The sequence below is a fragment of the Streptomyces sp. NPDC127177 genome, from assembly GCF_042672475.1.
In the GTDB taxonomy this organism is placed as follows: Bacteria; Actinomycetota; Actinomycetes; order Streptomycetales; family Streptomycetaceae; genus Streptomyces.
The window spans coordinates 1-18476 of the sequence record NZ_JBHXUW010000044.1 but is presented as its reverse complement, the minus strand read 5'-3'; the positions used below and the strand labels follow the sequence as shown (position 1 = coordinate 18476).

Sequence of the window (18476 nt, the reverse complement as noted above, 5' to 3'; positions counted from 1 at the left end):
CTTCATAGCGTGACCCGCAGTGGTGCGGTTCCTTGCTGAATTCCGTCCGGCGACGGGCGACAATTGTGTGGAGTGCAGATGACTGAGTCGGAAAACTTCGTCTCTGGCACCGACGGTGTGCCGGGCGGGGGCACGGTGCAGCAGACCGCACTCGTGCGTGAGTTGGTTTCCCTCCCCACCTCGGAGCAGACCCGGGTGCTGCTCGACCTGGTGCGGCAGAGCGCCACGGCCGTGCTGCGGCAGTCCCGGCCGGACGCCGCGCCGATCGCGGACCCGGCGCGCGCCTTCCGCGAGCTGGGGCTCGACTCCGTGGCGCTGGTGGCCCTGCACGCCCGGCTGGTCGAGGCCACCGGCCTTCCACTGCCCCCTACCGTCGCCTTCGACCACCCCTCACCCGCCGCCCTCGCCGCCCATCTGCGTACCGAGGCACTGGGCCTGCCCGACCTGCCCGATCCGGTCGTCGCAGCCGGCATCGCCACCGACGACCCGATCGCCGTCGTCGGCATCGGCTGCCGCTACCCCGGCGACGTGTCCTCCCCCGAGGACCTGTGGAAGCTGGTCGCCGACGGCACCCACATCCGTGACGACTTCCCCACCGACCGGGGATGGGACCTCGACCGGCTCTTCGACGACGACCCCGCCACCCCCGGCACCACCTACGCCCGCCACGGTGGATTCCTCTCCGGCGCAGCCGAGTTCGACGCGGACTTCTTCTCCATCAGCCCCCGTGAAGCCCTCGCGATGGACCCGCAGCAGCGCCTCGTGCTGGAGACCGTGTGGGAGGCCGTCGAGCGGGCCGGGATCGACGCGCGGACCCTGCGCTCCAGCCGGACCGGCGTCTTCGTGGCCGCCGAGCCGCAGGAGTACGCGATGCGCCTGCACGAGGCGCCGGACGGCCTGGACGGATACCTGCTCAGCGGCAACGCACCCAGCGTGGTCTCCGGCCGGGTCGCCTACACGCTCGGCCTCGAAGGCCCGGCGCTGACGGTCGACACCGCCTGCTCGGGTTCGCTGGTCGGACTCCACCTCGCCGTCCAGTCCCTGCGGCGCGGTGAGTGCACCCTCGCGCTGGCAGGCGGGGTCGCCGTCATGGGCAGCCCCGGTGTGTTCACCGCGTTCAGCCGGCAGCGCGGGCTCGCCGCCGACGGCACGGTCAAGGCGTTCGCCGCCGCCGCGGACGGCACCGCGTTCGCCGAGGGCGCCGGGGTGTTCGTCCTGGAGCGCCTCTCCGACGCACGGGCCAACAACCACCCCGTCCTGGCCGTCGTGCGCGGTACGGCCATCAACCAGGACGGCGCGTCCAACGGCCTGACCGCTCCCAGCGGCCGTGCGCAGCGCCAGGTCATCCGTCAGGCACTCGCGGACGCCGGACTCACGGCCGCGGAGGTCGACGCCGTCGAGGCACACGGCACCGGCACCACGCTCGGCGACCCCATCGAGGCGCAGGCGCTCATCGCCACCTACGGGCAGCAGCGCACCGAGGGGCCCGTCTGGCTCGGTTCGGTGAAGTCCAACATCGGACACACCCAGGCTGCGGCGGGCTCGGCCGGACTGATCAAGATGATCATGGCGATGCGCCATGGTCTGCTGCCCGCGACGCTGCACGTGGACGCCCCCTCGCCCAACGTCGACTGGTCGGCGGGCGAGGTCCGCCTGCTGACCGAACCCGTGCCATGGGCGCCGGGCGAGCGCCCCCGCCGGGCCGCGGTCTCCTCGTTCGGCGTCAGCGGCACCAACGCCCACATCGTGGTCGAGGAGCCGCCGGCCGAGACCACGCAGAGCGCCGCCGAGGGCGAGGGCGTCCCGGCCGACGACGGACGACCCCTGCCGGTGACGATCTCCGCCAGCAGCGGTATCGCCCTGCGCGACCAGGCACGACGCCTGCTGACACATGCCGAGGACACCCCCGGCGCCCGCCCCCTGGACCTCGCCCTTTCCCTGGCGACCACCCGCTCGGCGCTGTCCCACCGGGCCGTGGTGCTCGCCGACGACCGCCCGGCCCTCCTCGACGGCCTGCGCGCTCTGGCCGACGGCCAGGAGGCCCCGGGCGTCTTCACCTCGGTCACCGGTGGCGGCACGGCCTTCCTCTTCACCGGCCAGGGCAGCCAGCGCCTCGCCATGGGACGCCGCCTGTATGACGCCTACCCCACCTATGCCAAGGCCCTCGACAACGCGATCGGCTATCTCGACCTCCAGCTCGACCGCTCCCTGTGGGACGTCCTGTTCGCCGACGAGGGCAGCCCCGAAGCCGCCCTGCTCGACCACACCGTGTACGCGCAGGCGGCCCTCTTCGCCGTCGAGGTCGCCCTGTTCAGGCTCCTGGAGTCCTGGGGCGTCCAACCGGACTACGTGGCCGGGCACTCCATCGGGGAGGTGACGGCCGCCCACGTCGCCGGTGTGCTCACGCTGGACGACGCCGCCACGCTCGTCGCGGCGCGCGGCCGGCTGATGCAGGCACTCCCCGAGGGCGGCGCCATGATCGCCGTCGAGGCCGCGGAGGAGACGGTGGAGCCGCTCCTCGCGCCCCACCGCGACAGGGTGAGCATCGCCGCGGTCAACGGCCCCGGCTCGGTCGTCCTGTCCGGGGACGAGGAGACGGTCACCGCGATCGCCGCCCGGCTGGAGGCCGACGGCCACCGCACCAAGCGCCTCCGGGTCAGCCACGCGTTCCACTCACCGCTGATGGCACCCATGCTCGACGACTTCCGGCAGATCGCCCGCATCCTCACCTACACCGCGCCGAAGCTTCCCGTCGTCTCCGCCCTGACCGGCGCCCTCGCCACCGCCGATGAACTCACCGACCCCGAGCACTGGGTGCGGCACATCTGCGAGCCCGTGCGCTTCCACGACGCCGTCGTCTCCCTCACGGACCGGGGCGTCGCCACCTTCCTCGAACTGGGACCCGACCCGGTGCTCAGCACCATGGGCCGCGCCGGCGCCGACCCCGCGACGGTGTTCACCCCGGTACTGCGGCGCGGGCGCGACGAGCCGTACCAACTGCTCAGCGCCCTGGCCGTCGCCCACACGCGCGGCACCCGCGTCGACTGGCACGCCTTCTTCGCCGGTGGCGGCGCCCACCGCGTCGAGCTGCCCACCTACGCCTTCCAGCGTGAGCGGTTCTGGCTCAGCGCCCCCACCGCCGCCCAGGACGCGACGGCGCTCGGGCAGATGGCTGCCGACCACCCCCTGCTGGGCGCGGTGGTGGGCCTCGCGGACACCGGGGGTGCCGTCCTCACCGGTCGGGTCTCGCTGCGCTCGCACCCCTGGCTCGCCGACCACGTGATCACGGGCCATGTCCTGCTGCCCGGCACGGCGTTCGTCGACCTCGCGGTCCGGGCCGGGGAACAGACCGGCTGCGAACGCCTCGACGAACTGGTCATGGCCGCCCCGCTGACCCTGCCCGCCACGGGCGGCGTCGCTCTCCAGATCGTCGTCGACGCCCCGGACACCGCCGGCCGGCGCGCCGTCGCCTTCTACTCGCGCGACGAGGACGCCGCCGCCGACGCCCCGTGGACCCAGCACGCCACCGGCCGGCTGGCACCCGGCGCCCCCTCCGGGCCGCCTGCCACGGACTTCGCGGCCGGCGACTGGCCGCCCCCCGGTGCCGAGCCCCTCGACATCACCGGCCTCTACGGCGATCTCGCCGCCCAGGGCTACGGATACGGTCCCGTCTTCCAGGGCCTGCAAGCGGTCTGGAAGACCGGGGACGGCGAGGTGCTCGCCGAGGTGCGGCTGCCCGCGACGGCAGGCGACCCGGCCTCCGCCTACGGACTCCACCCCGCACTGCTGGACGCCGTACTGCACGCCACCGACTTCGCCACGGCGGACGCCTCCGGCAGTGCGGACGGCCGCGTCCTGCTGCCCTTCGCCTGGACCGGCGTCACATTGCACGCGGCGGGGGCGACCACGCTGCGGGTACGCGTCACGGCCACCGGAACCGACGAGGTCGCCATCGAACTGGCCGACGCCGGCGGCGCCCCCGTGGCCTCCGTCGAATCCTTCCTCGTCCGGCCCGTCGCCGCCGGCGGACTGGCCGCCACAGCCCACCCCGACGCGCTCCACCACGTCCGGTGGACGCCGCTGCCGGCCCCCGCCGAAACCCCGCCGAGCCCCGGTGCCGCGGTCCACACCTGCCCCGCACCGACCGGACCCGACGTCGCAGCCGACGTCCGCACGGTCCTCGGCACCACGCTGACCGCCGTACGCGACTGGCTCACCGACGAAAGCTCCGCCACCGCGCGGCTGACCGTCCTCACCCGGGGCGCCGTCGCCGCCACCCCGGGCGAGGTCGCCGCACTCGTGCAGGCTCCCGTCTGGGGCCTGGTGCGTTCGGCCCAGGCCGAACACCCCGGCCGGTTCCTCCTGCTCGACACCGACGGCTCGCTCGGCACCGAGGAACTGCTGCGCCTCACGGCCGGCTCGGACGAACCCGAGATCGCCGTCCGCGACGGCCGGCTGTACGTCCCCCGGCTGACCCGCACCACGCAGTCACCGCACACGTCCGCCACACCCTGGCGCACCGACGGCACCGTCCTGATCACCGGTGGCACCGGCGGCGTCGGCGCCACCGTCGCCAGGCACCTGGTCACCACACACGGCGTACGCGGACTGCTGCTCACCAGCCGCCGTGGCGCGGACGCCCCCGGCGCCGAGGAACTGCGGTCCGAACTGACCGGGCTCGGGGCCGAGGTCGTGATCGCCGCCTGCGACGCCGCCGACCGCGACGCGATGGCCGAGGCACTGGCCGCCGTACCGGAACGGCTGCCGCTGAGCGCCGTGGTCCATGCGGCGGGAGTCCTCGACGACGCACTCGTCGACTCCCTCGACGAGGACCGCCTGGGCACCGTCCTGCGGCCCAAGGCCGACGGTGCCTGGAACCTGCACGAACTCACCCGCGACAGCGACCTTTCGGCCTTCGTCCTGTTCTCCTCCACCGCCACCCTCCTGGACGGTGCCGGACAGGCCAACTACGCCGCCGCCAACGTCTTCCTGGACGCCCTGGCCGGCCACCGCGCCGGCCTCGGCCTCCCCGCGACCTCACTCGCCTGGGGGTTGTGGACCGGCACCGGTGGCATGGGCGGCACCCTCGACGAGGCAGCACTGCGGCGCATCGAACGCCTCGGCCTCCAGCCGCTGTCCGTCGCGGAGAACCTCGCACTCCTGGACCGCGCGATCACCACCGATGGGCACCCGGCCGTCGTTCCCGTACGGCTGAACCTGCGCACGCTCAACGCCCGCGCCGACGACGTACCGGCCCTCCTCCGCGGTCTGGTCCGCCCACCGCGCCGCGCCGTGAACGGCGGCGGGGTCAGCGTCGAACAGTCCCTCGCGCGCAGCCTGACCGGCCTGACCCGGTCGGAGCGCGGCGAGGCACTCCTCGACCTGGTGCGTACACAGGTGGCCGCCGTCCTCGGCCATGAGAGCCCCGAACGCGTCTCCACCACGAGGGCGTTCAACGAGATGGGCTTCGACTCCCTCGCGGCCGTCGAGCTCCGCAACCGGCTCAGCTCCGCAACCGGCCTGCCGCTGACGGCCACGCTGGTCTTCGACTACCCCTCGCCCGTCGCCCTGGCCGACCACCTGGCCTCCCGGCTCGGCGGCGACACGGAGCACCGGGCGGGCCGGCGCCTCCCGGCTGCCGCGACCGTGTCCGACGACGACCCCATAGCCATCGTGTCCATGGCCTGCCGCTACCCCGGCGGGGTGACCTCTCCCGAGGACCTGTGGCAGCTCGTCGAGGAGGGCCGAGACGTCGTCTCGGCGTTCCCCACCGACCGCGGCTGGCCCACCGACATCCACGACTCCGACCCGGGCACGCCGGGCAAGAGCCTCACCGACCAGGGCGGATTCCTCTACGGGGCCGCCGATTTCGATGCCGGGTTCTTCGGCATCAGCCCCCGCGAGGCCCAGGCCATGGACCCCCAGCAGCGGCTGCTGCTGGAGATAGCCTGGGAGACCATCGAGCGCGCGGGCATCGACCCGCACGCCCTGCGTGGCAGCGACACCGGTGTGTTCGCCGGCGTGATGTACCACGACTGGGGGCTGCGGCTCGGCCCGCTGCCCGAGCACGTGGCGGGCTACCACGGCAACGGCAGCCTCGCCAGCGTGGTGTCCGGACGGGTCGCCTACACCCTCGGCATCGAGGGCCCGGCCGTCACCGTCGACACCGCCTGCTCGTCCTCGCTGGTCGCTCTGCACTGGGCGGCCCAGGCACTGCGCCGCGGCGACTGCGCGCTGGCACTCGCGGGCGGCGTCACCGTCATGTCCACCCCGGACACCTTCGTCGACATGAGCCGACAGCGCGGCCTCGCCGCCGACGGTCGGTGCAAGTCGTTCGGCAGTGGCGCGGACGGCACCGGCTGGGGCGAGGGTGTCGGCATGCTGCTGCTGGAGCGGCTCTCCGACGCCGAACGGAACGGTCACCGTGTGCTCGGCATAGTCCGAGGCTCCGCGGTCAACTCCGACGGTGCCTCCAACGGCCTCACCGCGCCCAACGGACCGGCGCAGCAACGCGTCATCCGGCGCGCGTTGAGCGTCGCCGGTCTCACCCCCGCCGACATCGACGCCGTCGAGGGCCACGGCACCGGCACCGTCCTGGGCGACCCGATAGAGGCCCAGGCGCTGCTGGAGACCTACGGTCAGGAGCGCCCCGCTGACGACAGCCCGCTGCTGCTCGGTTCCATCAAGTCCAACATGGGCCACACCCAGGCAGCGGCAGGCGTGGCGGGCATCATCAAGATGGTGCAGGCGATGCGCCACGGCGTGCTGCCGGCGACCCTGCACGTCGACGAGCCGTCACCGCAGGTGGACTGGGACTCGGGCGCCGTGGCACTGCTCACGGGCCCCACCGCCTGGCCCGAGCACGGCCGCCCCCGTCGAGCAGGCGTGTCCTCGTTCGGCATCAGCGGCACCAACGCCCACGTGATCGTCGAGGAACCGCCCACCCCTGCCCCCCAGGACGTGACCGAGCCGGCGGAGCCCGCGTCAGGACCGGTCATCTGGCCGCTCTCGGCGAGCACCCCGGACGCGTTGGGCGCCCAGGCGACGAGCCTGCTCAACCACCTCGCGACCGTCCCCGACGACGCACTCGTCGCGACGGGCCACGCCCTGGCGACGTCCCGCGCGGCCTTGGACCACCGTGCCGTCGCGATCGGAGCCGACCGAACGGAACTCGCCGACTCGCTGCGGGCGTTGGCTGCCGGCGAAGGCCCGGTGAGGGGAACGATCAGCGAGGGCAAGGTCGCGTTCCTGTTCACGGGTCAGGGTGCGCAGCGGTTGGGGATGGGCCGTGAGTTGTACGGTGCGTTCCCGGTGTTCGCGGAGGCGTTCGACGCGGTGTTGGCGGAGTTGGATGTGCGGTTGGGTGTGGGTCTGCGTGAGGTGGTGTGGGGTGAGGACGCTGATCTGCTGAACGGGACGATGTTCGCCCAGGCCGGCCTGTTCGCGGTGGAGACGGCCCTGTTCCGGTTGTTGGAGTCGTGGGGGGTGCGTCCGGACTTCTTGGTGGGTCATTCCGTCGGTGAGATCGCGGCTGCGCATGTCTCAGGGGTGTTGTCCCTGACCGATGCGGCTGAACTTGTGGTGGCGCGTGGTCGGTTGATGCAGGCGTTGCCGTCGGGTGGGTCGATGGTGGCGGTGGAGGCGACGGAGGCGGAGGTTCTTCCGCTCCTGAACGACGCGGTGGGCATTGCCGCGGTTAATGGTCCGCGTTCCGTTGTTGTTTCGGGCACGGAGTCGGCGGTTGCTGATCTTGTTGCGGTGTTCGAGGCGCAGGACCGTAGGACGAGTGTGTTGCGGGTGTCGCATGCGTTCCATTCGCCGTTGATGGAGCCGATGCTGGCGGAGTTCGGTGCGGTGGTCGCGGGGCTGGAGTTCGGCGCCCCGTCGATCCCGGTGGTGTCGGGTGTTTCCGGGGATCTGTCGGAGGGGTGGGGTTCGGCGGAGTACTGGGTGCGGCACGTGCGTGAAGCGGTGCGGTTCGCCGACGCGGTCCGGTTCCTGGAGGACCGCGGCGTCACCTCGTACATCGAGATCGGCCCGGACGCCGTACTCAGCGGCATGGGCCAGGACTGCGTCCAGGACGCGGAGGGGGCGGCGTTCGTCCAGTCGTTGCGACGGAACCGGCCCGAGGCCCGCGATCTCCTGGCTGCCGTCGGCCGTGCCCACACGCGTGGTGTCGCCGTCGCATGGGACGCGCTCTTCGGTCTCCACGGCATCGGACAGGGCCCGGACCTGCCCACCTACGCCTTCCAGCACCAGCGCTACTGGCTCGACCTGGCCACCGCCCCCGGCGATCTGGACGCGGTCGGACTCGAAGCGGTCACCCACCCCCTGCTGAGCGCCGCGGTGGCGACACCGGACAACGGCGGGGTCGTCCTGACGGGGCGGCTGGCCACCAGCAGCCAGCCATGGCTCGCCGACCACGGCGTGCTGGGCAGCGTGCTGCTGCCGGGCACCGGATTCGTCGAGCTCGCGATCCGGGCGGGCGACCACGTCGGCTGCGGCCGCATCGAGGAACTGCTGCTCGAAGCACCGCTGACCCTGCCGGCCCGGGGAGGCGTCGCCCTTCGCGTCGTCGTCGGCGCGCCGGACCCCTCCGGCGCCCGGTCCGTCAGCATCCACTCGCGCGGCTCCGCGGACCCCGACGCCCCGTGGACCAGGCACGCCCACGGCACCCTGACCCGCGAAGCGCCCGACCCCGCCTTCGACCTCACCCAGTGGCCGCCGACCGGCGCCACCCCGGTCGACGTCACGTCCGCCTACGAGCGGCTCAACGAGCGCGGCTACGCCTACGGCCCCGCCTTCCAGGGCCTGCGTACGGCCTGGCGGCGCGGCGACGACGTGTTCGCCGAGGTCGCCCTCGACGGCCCCGCCCGCAGCGAGGCGGCGGCCTTCGGGCTGCACCCCGCGCTCCTCGACGCGGCCATGCACGCCGATCTGCTGACGGATCCGGCCGCCGACGCCGCCACCCTGCTGCCCTTCTCGTGGAACGGCGTCACCCTGCACGCCGCCGGAACCCCCTCGCTACGCGTCCACATCCAGCGGATACGCGGTGACGAGGTGTCCGCCATCATGGTCGCCGACGAGAACGGCACACCGGTGGCCACCGTCGAATCACTCGTCTCCCGCCCGGTCTCGCCCGAGCAGATCGCGGCAGCCTCCGGCGCACCGTCCGCCGCCCTCCACCGGATCGTCTGGCAACGCTCGGAGCCGGCCGGCACAACTGCCGAGACCCCCGCCCACGCCGTCCTGCACTGCCCGGCCCCGTCCGAGGGCCGGAGCGTCCCGGACGCCGTGCGCGCCCTCACCCACCACGTGCTCGACGAGGTACGCGAACGGCTCGCCGGCCCCGAGGCGAGCACCGAACCCCTCGTCGTGGTCACCCGGCGCGCCGTGTCCGTGCGGCCGGGCGAGGACGTGGACCCGGCGCAGGCCCCCGTCTGGGGTCTCGTACGTGCCGCACTGGCCGAGAACCCGGGCCGGTTCCGGCTCGTCGACGTCGAGGACGAATCCCAGGCGACCGAGATCGCCCTGGCTGCCGCCATCGCCTCCGGCGAGCCCGAATGCGCCCTGCGTGAAGGCGCGTTGTGGGTCCCGCGACTGGGCCCGGTGACCGCTCCCGAGCCTGCACGGCCCGCCCCGTGGAGCGCCGACGGCACGGTGCTGATCACCGGAGGCACCAGTGGTCTCGGCGCACTCGTCGCACGCCACCTCGTCACCACGCACGGGGTACGGCATCTCCTCCTGGCCGGCCGTCGCGGCATGGACACACCCGGCGCGGAGTCGCTCGTCGCCGAACTCACCGAGCTCGGAGCACAGGTCGATGTCGCCGCGTGCGACGTCGCCGACCGGGACCGGCTGGCCGCCCTGCTCGCCGGGATCGACACCGACCACCCGCTGCGCGCCGTCGTACACGCGGCAGCCGTCGCCGGCGGCGGCCTGGTCGGCAACCTCACGCCCGAGCGCTTCGACGCCGTCCTGCGCCCCAAGGCCGAGGGCGCCTGGCACCTGCACGAACTGACCAGGAACGCCGACCTCACCGCGTTCGTCATGTTCTCCTCGGCGGGCGGTCTCGTCCTCGCCGCAGGCCAGGCCGACTACGCGGCGGCCAACGTCTTCCTCGACGCGCTCGCCACGCACCGGACAGCGGCCGGGCTGCCCGCGACATCCCTCGCGTTCGGCATGTGGGAGGTCAGCACCGGGCTCGGCGGCGACCTCACCGAGGCGGACCTCGACCGGATGCGGCGGCTCGGGCTGCCCGCCCTCGCCGCCGACCGCGGCCTGGAGCTCTTCGACGAGGCCCTCGCCGCCGAGGAAGCCGTGATCGTCCCCCTCACCATCGACACGGCGGCGCTCGCCGCCCGCAGCGACGAACTGCCCGCGCTGCTGCGCGGCCGGGTCCGTGCTCCCGCGCGCCGCGTGGTCCGGGCGGTCCCCACCGGCTCCGCACTGGAACGCCGACTGGCAGGTACGACCCCCGACGAGCGGGCCCGCATCCTGTTGGACACGGTCCGCACCCAGGTCGCCTCCGTACTCGGGCAGCCGTCCCCCGAGGCGGTCGGACCCGACACGGCCTTCCGCGACCAGGGATTCGACTCCCTCGCCGCCGTGGAACTGCGCAACCTGCTGGTCGGCTCCACAGGGCTGCGACTGCCCGCGACCCTGGTCTTCGACTACCCCAACTCCCGTGCCGTGGCCGGACATCTCGACACCCTGCTCACCGGCACGACCACCGCGGCACCCGGCCCCACTCCCGTCGCGGCCGTGGACGACGACCCGATCGCGGTGGTGGCCATCAGCTGCCGCTTCCCCGGCGGCGTCCGCTCACCAGAGGACCTGTGGAACCTCGTCGCGGACGGCGTCGACGCCATCGGCGACTTCCCCGCCGACCGAGGCTGGGACGCCGACGCCCTCTACGACCCCGAGCCCGGGCTCCCCGGCCGCACCTATGTCCGCGAAGGCGGATTCCTCTACGACGCAGCCGAGTTCGACCCCGAGTTCTTCGGCATCATGCCGCGCGAGGCCCTCGCGATGGACCCGCAGCAACGACTGCTGCTTCAGAGCGCATGGGAGACGTTCGAACGCGCCGGAATCGACCCGGAGACGCTGCGCGGAAGCCAGACCGGCGTGTACGCCGGTGTGATGTACCACGAGTACGGCAGCCGGATCACCGACGTCCCCGACGACCTGGCCGGCTACCTCGGCAACGGCAGCGCGGGAAGCATCGCCTCCGGCCGCGTCGCCTACGCACTGGGCCTCGAAGGCCCCGCCGTCACGGTCGACACCGCGTGCTCCTCCTCCCTGGTCAGCCTCCACATGGCCTGCCAGGCGCTGCGCACCGGGGAGATCGACCTCGCCCTGGCGGGCGGTGTCACCGTCATGCCGACCCCGGAGATCTTCGTCGACTTCAGCCGGCAGCGCGGTCTCGCCGCCGACGGACGCTCTAAGGCGTTCGCGGGCGCCGCCGACGGCACGAGCTGGGCCGAAGGTGTCGGTCTCCTCCTGGTGGAGCGCCTCTCCGACGCCCGCCGCAACGGGCACCCCGTCCTCGCGGTGGTGCGGGGGAGCGCCATCAACCAGGACGGTGCGTCCAACGGCCTGACCGCCCCCAACGGCCCCTCACAGCAGCGCGTCATCCGCAAGGCCCTGTCGGCCGCCGGGCTCACCCCGGCCGACGTGGACGCGGTGGAGGGACACGGCACCGGCACCCGGCTGGGCGACCCGATCGAGGCGCAGGCCCTGCTCGCGACGTACGGTCAGGACCGTTCCGCCGACCAGCCCCTGTGGCTCGGTTCGGTCAAGTCGAACATCGGGCACGCCCAGGCCGCGGCAGGTGTCAGCGGAGTCATCAAGATGGTGATGGCCCTGCGCAACGGCCTGCTGCCCCGGACCCTGCACGTCGACGAACCGTCACCACAGGTGGACTGGGAGGCAGGCGGCGTACGGCTGCTGACCGAGCCGGTCACCTGGGCGCCGCAGGACCGGCCCCGGCGGGCGGGCGTCTCCTCCTTCGGGCTCAGCGGAACCAACGCCCACGTCATCATCGAAGAGGCACCGCTCGACGACACCCCGCCGTCCGCACAGGACGGCCCGGACGGCGCCGCCGTCGCCGCCGAACCGCTGCCCTTCGTACCGCTGCCGCTGTCCGCGCGCAGCGCCACGGCTCTCAGGGCGCAGGCGGGTCGTCTGCTCGCTCATGTGGAGGCGAATCCGGAGGTTTCGCTGCTGGACGTCGGCCTTTCGCTGGCGACGACGCGTGCGGTGCTGGATCACCGTGCGGTGGTGGTGGCTGCGGATCGTGGTGCGGTGGTGCGTGCGTTGTCGGATGTGGTGGCGGGTCGTGAGTGTGCGGATGTCGTCGCGTCTGCGGGTGCTTCCGTGGAGGGGCTCACGGCGTTCCTGTTCACGGGTCAGGGTGCGCAGCGGTTGGGGATGGGCCGTGAACTGTACGGTGCGTTCCCGGTGTTCGCGGAGGCGTTCGACGCGGTCGTGGCGGAGTTGGATGTGCGGCTGGGTGTGGGGCTGCGTGAGGTGGTGTGGGGTGAGGACGCCGAGCTGCTGAACGGGACGATGTTCGCCCAGGCCGGCCTGTTCGCGGTCGAGACCGCCCTGTTCCGGCTGCTGGAGTCATGGGGCGTACGGGCTGACGTGGTGGCCGGGCATTCGATCGGTGAGATCACGGCCGCGTACGTCGCGGGCGTACTGACGCTGGCCGACGCGGCCGAACTCGTCGTGGCACGGGGCCGGTTGATGCAGGAACTCCCGGCGGGCGGGGTCATGGTGGCGGTGGCCGCGACGGAGGACGAGGTGCTTCCGTTGCTGAGCGGCGAGGTGGGACTGGCGGCGGTGAACGGTCCGTCCGCCGTGGTGGTGTCGGGGGCGGAGAAGGAGACCCTCGCCCTCGCGGAGCACTTCACCGCCCTCGGACGTCGTACGAAGCAACTGAAGGTGTCGCACGCCTTCCACTCGCCCCTCATGGAGCCCATGCTCGACGCGTTCCGGAAGGTCGCCGAGAAACTCTCGTACACCGCTCCCTCGATGCGCGTCGTGTCCAACGTGACCGGAGCCGAAGCGACCGCCGAGCAGCTGACCTCGCCCGAGTACTGGGTACGCCACGTCCGCGATGCCGTCCGGTTCGCCGACGGCATCGCCCACCTCTCGGGCCAGGGCGTCACCCGCTTCGTGGAACTCGGCCCCGACGCGGTGCTCACCGCACTCACCGAGGCCACCCCGCACCACTCGCCCGACACCCTCACGGTGCCCGCCCTGCGAAAGGGCAGGCCCGAGGTACCCACCCTGCTCACCGCCCTTGCCCGGCTGCACGTCACCGGGCCCGCCGCCCGGTGGGCCGACGTCCTCGACGGACGCGGCGGCCGCCGGGTAGAGCTGCCCACGTACGCCTTCGACCGGACCACGTACTGGCTCGACGCCCCCACCGCCGCCGACGGCGATGTGACCGGCCTCGGCCAGACCGCCGCCGCACACCCGCTGCTCAGCGCGGTGGTCGCCTCCCCGGAGGCCGGCGGCGTGGTGCTCACCGGGCGTCTCTCCGTACGCACCCACCCCTGGCTCGCCGACCACGACGTCCTCGGGACCGTGCTGCTGCCGGGCACCGGCTACATCGAACTGGCCATCCGGGCCGGTGAGGAAGTCGGCTGCGAGGTGGTGGAGGAACTCACCATCGAGGCACTGATGCCACTCCCGCCGCACGGCGGGCTTGCCGTCCAGGTCGTCGTCGACGCACCCGACGCGGGCGGTCGCTGCTCGCTCGCCGTCTACTCCCGTGCCGACGACGCCCCCGCCGGCGCACCCTGGAGCAAGCACGCCAGCGGCGTACTCGCCCCCGGGAGCGGGCAGGCGCCCCCCGCCGGAACGTTCGCCCCCGCCCCGGCCGACTGGCCGCCCACGGGCGCGACCGAGGTCGACATCTCCGGTGTGTACGACTACCTCACCGGCCAGGGCTACGGCTACGGCCCCATGTTCCGGGGGCTGCGTGGAATCTGGTCACGGGGCAAGGAGACGTTCGCGGAGGTGTCCCTGCCCGAGGACTCCCTGGACGTCGGCAAGGACTTCCGGCTCCACCCCTCCATCCTCGACGCCGCGCTGAGCGCGACCGACTTCATGGACGGCCGCCGCCCCCAGGACGTCGGCGGCACCCAACTGCCCTTCGCCTGGTCCGGTGTCACCCTGCACGCCGCCGGATCGTCCCGGTTGCGAGTACGCATCACCGCCGTCGAGTCCCACCGGTCACAGGGGTCGGACGCGGTGCGTCTCGAACTCACCGACCCCACGGGCGCCCCGGTCGCCACCATCGACTCCCTGGTGGTCCGCCCCGTCACCGCGGCCAAGGTCAACGCGGCCGCCGCAGCGGGCGGCGGCGAGCACGAGTCCGTGTTCGAGCTCGTCACCCACCAACTGCCCCTCGGCGCGGCCGTCGCCGCGGCCACCGACCGCTGGGCGGTGCTCGGCGCCGGCCCCGACGGCGCCCATGCCGCCTGGCCGGGGACCGCATACCCGGACCTCGCCGCACTCGGCGCCGCCCTGGCCGACGGCGCCTCCGCGCCCGACGTCGTCCTCCTGCCCGTACGGTCCGCCACCGACCACGACGACATCCCGGCAGCCGTCCGCTCCGTGACCGCACAGACCCTCGCCACCCTCCAGGCCTGGCTCGCGGACGAGCGGTACGCACAGTCGCGCCTCATGGTCGTCACACACAACGCGCTCCCCGTCAGGGGAGACGACAGCGCCGTGGACCTCGTCCAGGCACCCGTCTGGGGGCTGCTGCGCTCCGCCCAGGAGGAGTACCCCGGCCGGTTCGTCCTCGTCGACTCCGACGGCACCGCCACCGCCCGCGACTCGCTGCCCGCCGTCGCCGCTTCCGGTGAACCCGAGGCGATCCTGCGCGGCGCCGAAGTACGGGTGCCACGACTGGCCCGGGTGGCAGCGGCGGCCCCCACCGCGCCCCTGCCCTGGGACGCCGACGGGACCGTGCTGATCACCGGAGGGACCAGCGGCCTCGGCGCCGTCGTCGCCCGCCACCTGGTGGAACGGCACGGCGTACGCCACCTGCTGCTCGCCGGACGACGTGGCCAGGACGCACCCGGAGCCACTGAACTGCGCGACGCACTGCACGGACTCGGCGCCCGAGTCACCCTCGCGGCCTGCGACACGTCGGACCGCGCTGCCGTCGACGGACTGCTGGCCGCGATACCGGCCGCACACCCGTTGACCGCGGTGGTCCACGCGGCGGCCGTCATGGACAACGCCCTGATCGGCGCCCTCACCCCCGCGCAGGTCGACGCGGTGATGCGCCCCAAGGTGGACGCGGCCTGGAACCTGCACGAGGCGACACGCGACCTGGACCTGAAGGCGTTCATCCTCTTCTCCTCCTGCGCCGGACTGGTCGTCGGCGTCGGCCAGGGCAACTACGCCGCCGCCAACCGCTTCCTGGACGCCCTCTCCGCCCACCGCCGGGCCGCCGGACTCCCCGGCACAGCGCTGGCGTTCGGCCTCTGGGAGACGAAGACCGGACTCGGGGGCGGCGTCACCCACGCCGACCTGCGGCGCATGCGCACCATGGGCATGCCCGCCCTGCCGACCGACGAGGGCCTCGCCCTTCTCGACGAGGCGCTGGAACTCGACCAGCCGGTGCTCGTACCGATCCGGGTGGAGCGCGACCACCACTCCGCGGGCGAACCGCCGCACCTGCTGAAGGACGTACTGGGCGCACCGGAACGGCCCGCGGCCCGTAAGGAGGTGAGGGCACCAGCCGTCACCACGGTGACCGCCCCGACTGCCGAACTCACCCTGGAACAGCGGCTGTCCGGCATGAAGGCCGCCGAACGCAGGCGCACCGTCCTGGACGTCGTGCGCGAGCAGGTCGCCGGAGTCAGCCACAGCGTCCCGGCCACCATCGACGTCTCCAAGGGCTTCACCGAGCTCGGCCTCGACTCGCTCGCCGCGATCGATCTCCGCAACCGGCTCCAGAAGGCCACCGGCCTCCGGCTCCCGGCGACGCTCATGTTCGACTACCCGAGCCCGACCGTGCTTGCCGACTTCCTCCTCGAAGAACTCCCGGAGGCCACCGAGGAGGTCACGCCGGACGCACCCGCCGACACCCCACCCGCACAGACCGGTGCGGGCACCGCGGAGACCGACGCCTCCATCCGGCAGACCCTCGCGGACATCCCGGTCGACGCACTCCGGGAGTCCGGCCTGCTGGACGCACTGCTGAAACTCGCCGCCCGACCCGCGGCGCCCGCACCCGCCACCGAACCCCGCGCGAGCGCCCCGCAGGGCGAGGCCGCACAGGCCGGCGAGGCGATCAGGACCATGGACGTCGACGACCTGGTGCGTGCCGCGCTCGCATCCGCCGACCCGACCCGGAACCCGAGCGAGGGCTGAGGACATCATGGAAACATCTGTAGAGCAGCTGGTCGCGGCCCTTCGCACGACCATGGTCGAGAACGAACGCCTCCGCTCGGCCAACGACCGTCTCACCGAGGACGCGACCGAGCCGATCGCGGTGGTGGGGATGGCGTGCCGTTATCCGGGTGGTGTGGGTTCTCCGGATGAGTTGTGGGATCTGGTGGTTGAGGGTCGGGACGGTGTGTCGGGGTTTCCGGTGGACCGTGGGTGGGATGTGGAGGGGTTGTACGATCCGGAGCCGGGGAAGCCGAATCGTACGGTGACGCGTGAGGGTGGTTTCCTGTATGACGCGGCTGATTTCGATGCCGGGGTGTTCGGGATCTCGCCGCGTGAGGCGTTGGGGATGGATCCGCAGCAGCGTTTGCTGCTGGAGGCGTCCTGGGAGGCTGTGGAGAGTGCGGGGATCGATCCCCTCTCCCTGAAGGGCAGCAAGACCGGCGTCTTCGCCGGCGTCATGTACCACGACTACGGACCGGGTACGAGTGACGGCAGCCTCGTCACCGGCCGCGTCGCCTTCACCCTCGGTCTCGAAGGCCCCGCCGTCACCGTCGACACCGCGTGCTCGTCATCGCTCGTCGCCCTCCACTGGGCAGGACAGGCGCTGCGCCGGGGCGACTGCTCGATGGCGCTGGTCGGTGGCGTGACGGTGATGACGACGCCCGACATGTTCCTCTACTTCAGCCACCAGCGCGGCATGGCCAAGGACGGCCGCTGCAAGTCCTTCGCAGCCGAAGCCGACGGCACCGGCTGCTCGGAAGGCGTCGGCGTCCTCATGGTCGAACGACTCTCGGACGCCCGACGGGCCGGTCACCGGGTGCTCGCCGTGATCCGGGGGAGTGCGATCAACCAGGACGGTGCGTCGAGCGGCATGACCACCCCGAATGGTCCGTCGCAGCAGCGGGTGATTCGTGCGGCACTGAAGAACGCCGGGCTTGGGACTGCGGATGTGGATTTGGTGGAGGCGCACGGTACGGGGACCCGGTTGGGTGATCCGATCGAGGCGCAGGCGTTGTTGGCGACGTATGGGCAGGGGCGTCCGGACGGTGACCCGCTGTGGATCGGTTCCCTGAAGTCGAACCTGGGCCACACCCAGGCCGCCGCCGGTGTGGGTGGCGTGATCAAGGCGGTGCAGGCGATCCGGCACAGCGTGCTGCCGAAGTCCCTCCACTCACAGACGCGTTCGCCGCACGTGGATTGGGATGCGGGTGCGGTGGAGTTGTTGACGGAGTCGCGTGCGTGGCCGGTGCGGGATCGTCCGCGTCGGGTGGGTGTGTCGTCGTTTGGTCTGAGTGGGACGAATGCGCATGTGATTGTGGAGCAGGCGCCGGTGGTGGAGGAGCCGGAGGCGGTTGGGTCGGTTGAGTTGCCGGTGGTTCCGGTGGTGTTGTCGGCGCGGAGTGATGAGGGGTTGTCGGCGCAGGCGGCGCGGTTGCTGGAGCGGGTGAAGGCTGCTGGGCCTGAGCTGGTTGATGTGGGGTTTTCGTCGGCGGTGTCGCGGGCGGTGCTGGAGCGTCGTGCGGTGGTGGCGGCTGCGGATCGTGAGGAACTGGTCCGGGGATTGTCTGCGCTGGCTGAGGGTGGGTCGTCGCCGTCGGTGGTGCGGGGGTCGGTGAGGCCGGCGGGTGCTACGGCGTTCCTGTTCACGGGGCAGGGTGCGCAGCGGTTGGGGATGGGTCGGGAGTTGTACGGTGCGTTTCCGGTGTTCGCGGAGGCGTTCGATGCGGTGTTGGTGGAGTTGGATGCGCGGTTGGGTGTGAGCCTGCGTGAGGTGGTGTGGGGTGAGGATGCCGATCTGCTGAACGGGACGATGTTCGCCCAGGCCGGCCTGTTCGCGGTGGAGACGGCATCGTTCCGGTTGTTGGAGTCGTGGGGGGTGCGTCCGGACTTCCTGGTGGGTCATTCCGTCGGGGAGATCGCGGCGGCGCACGTCTCAGGTGCTCTGTCCATCGCTGGTGCGGCTGAGTTGGTGGTGGCGCGTGGTCGGTTGATGCAGGCGTTGCCGTCGGGTGGGTCGATGGTGGCGGTGGAGGCGACGGAGGCGGAGGTTC

The 18476-nt window shown here is 72.6% G+C and carries 2 protein-coding genes; both read left to right on the top strand.

Annotated elements, in window-relative coordinates:
• The first annotated feature begins 78 nt into the window (after positions 1 to 78).
• On the top strand, positions 79 to 16404 hold the full coding sequence (locus ACFVJX_RS25285; RefSeq protein ID WP_384135022.1) for an SDR family NAD(P)-dependent oxidoreductase: 16326 nt from the start codon (positions 79 to 81) through the stop codon (positions 16402 to 16404).
• A gap of 4 nt (positions 16405 to 16408) precedes the next feature.
• Positions 16409 to 18476: type I polyketide synthase (locus ACFVJX_RS25280; protein ID WP_384135064.1), on the top strand; the 2068-nt coding region annotated here is incomplete at its 3' end.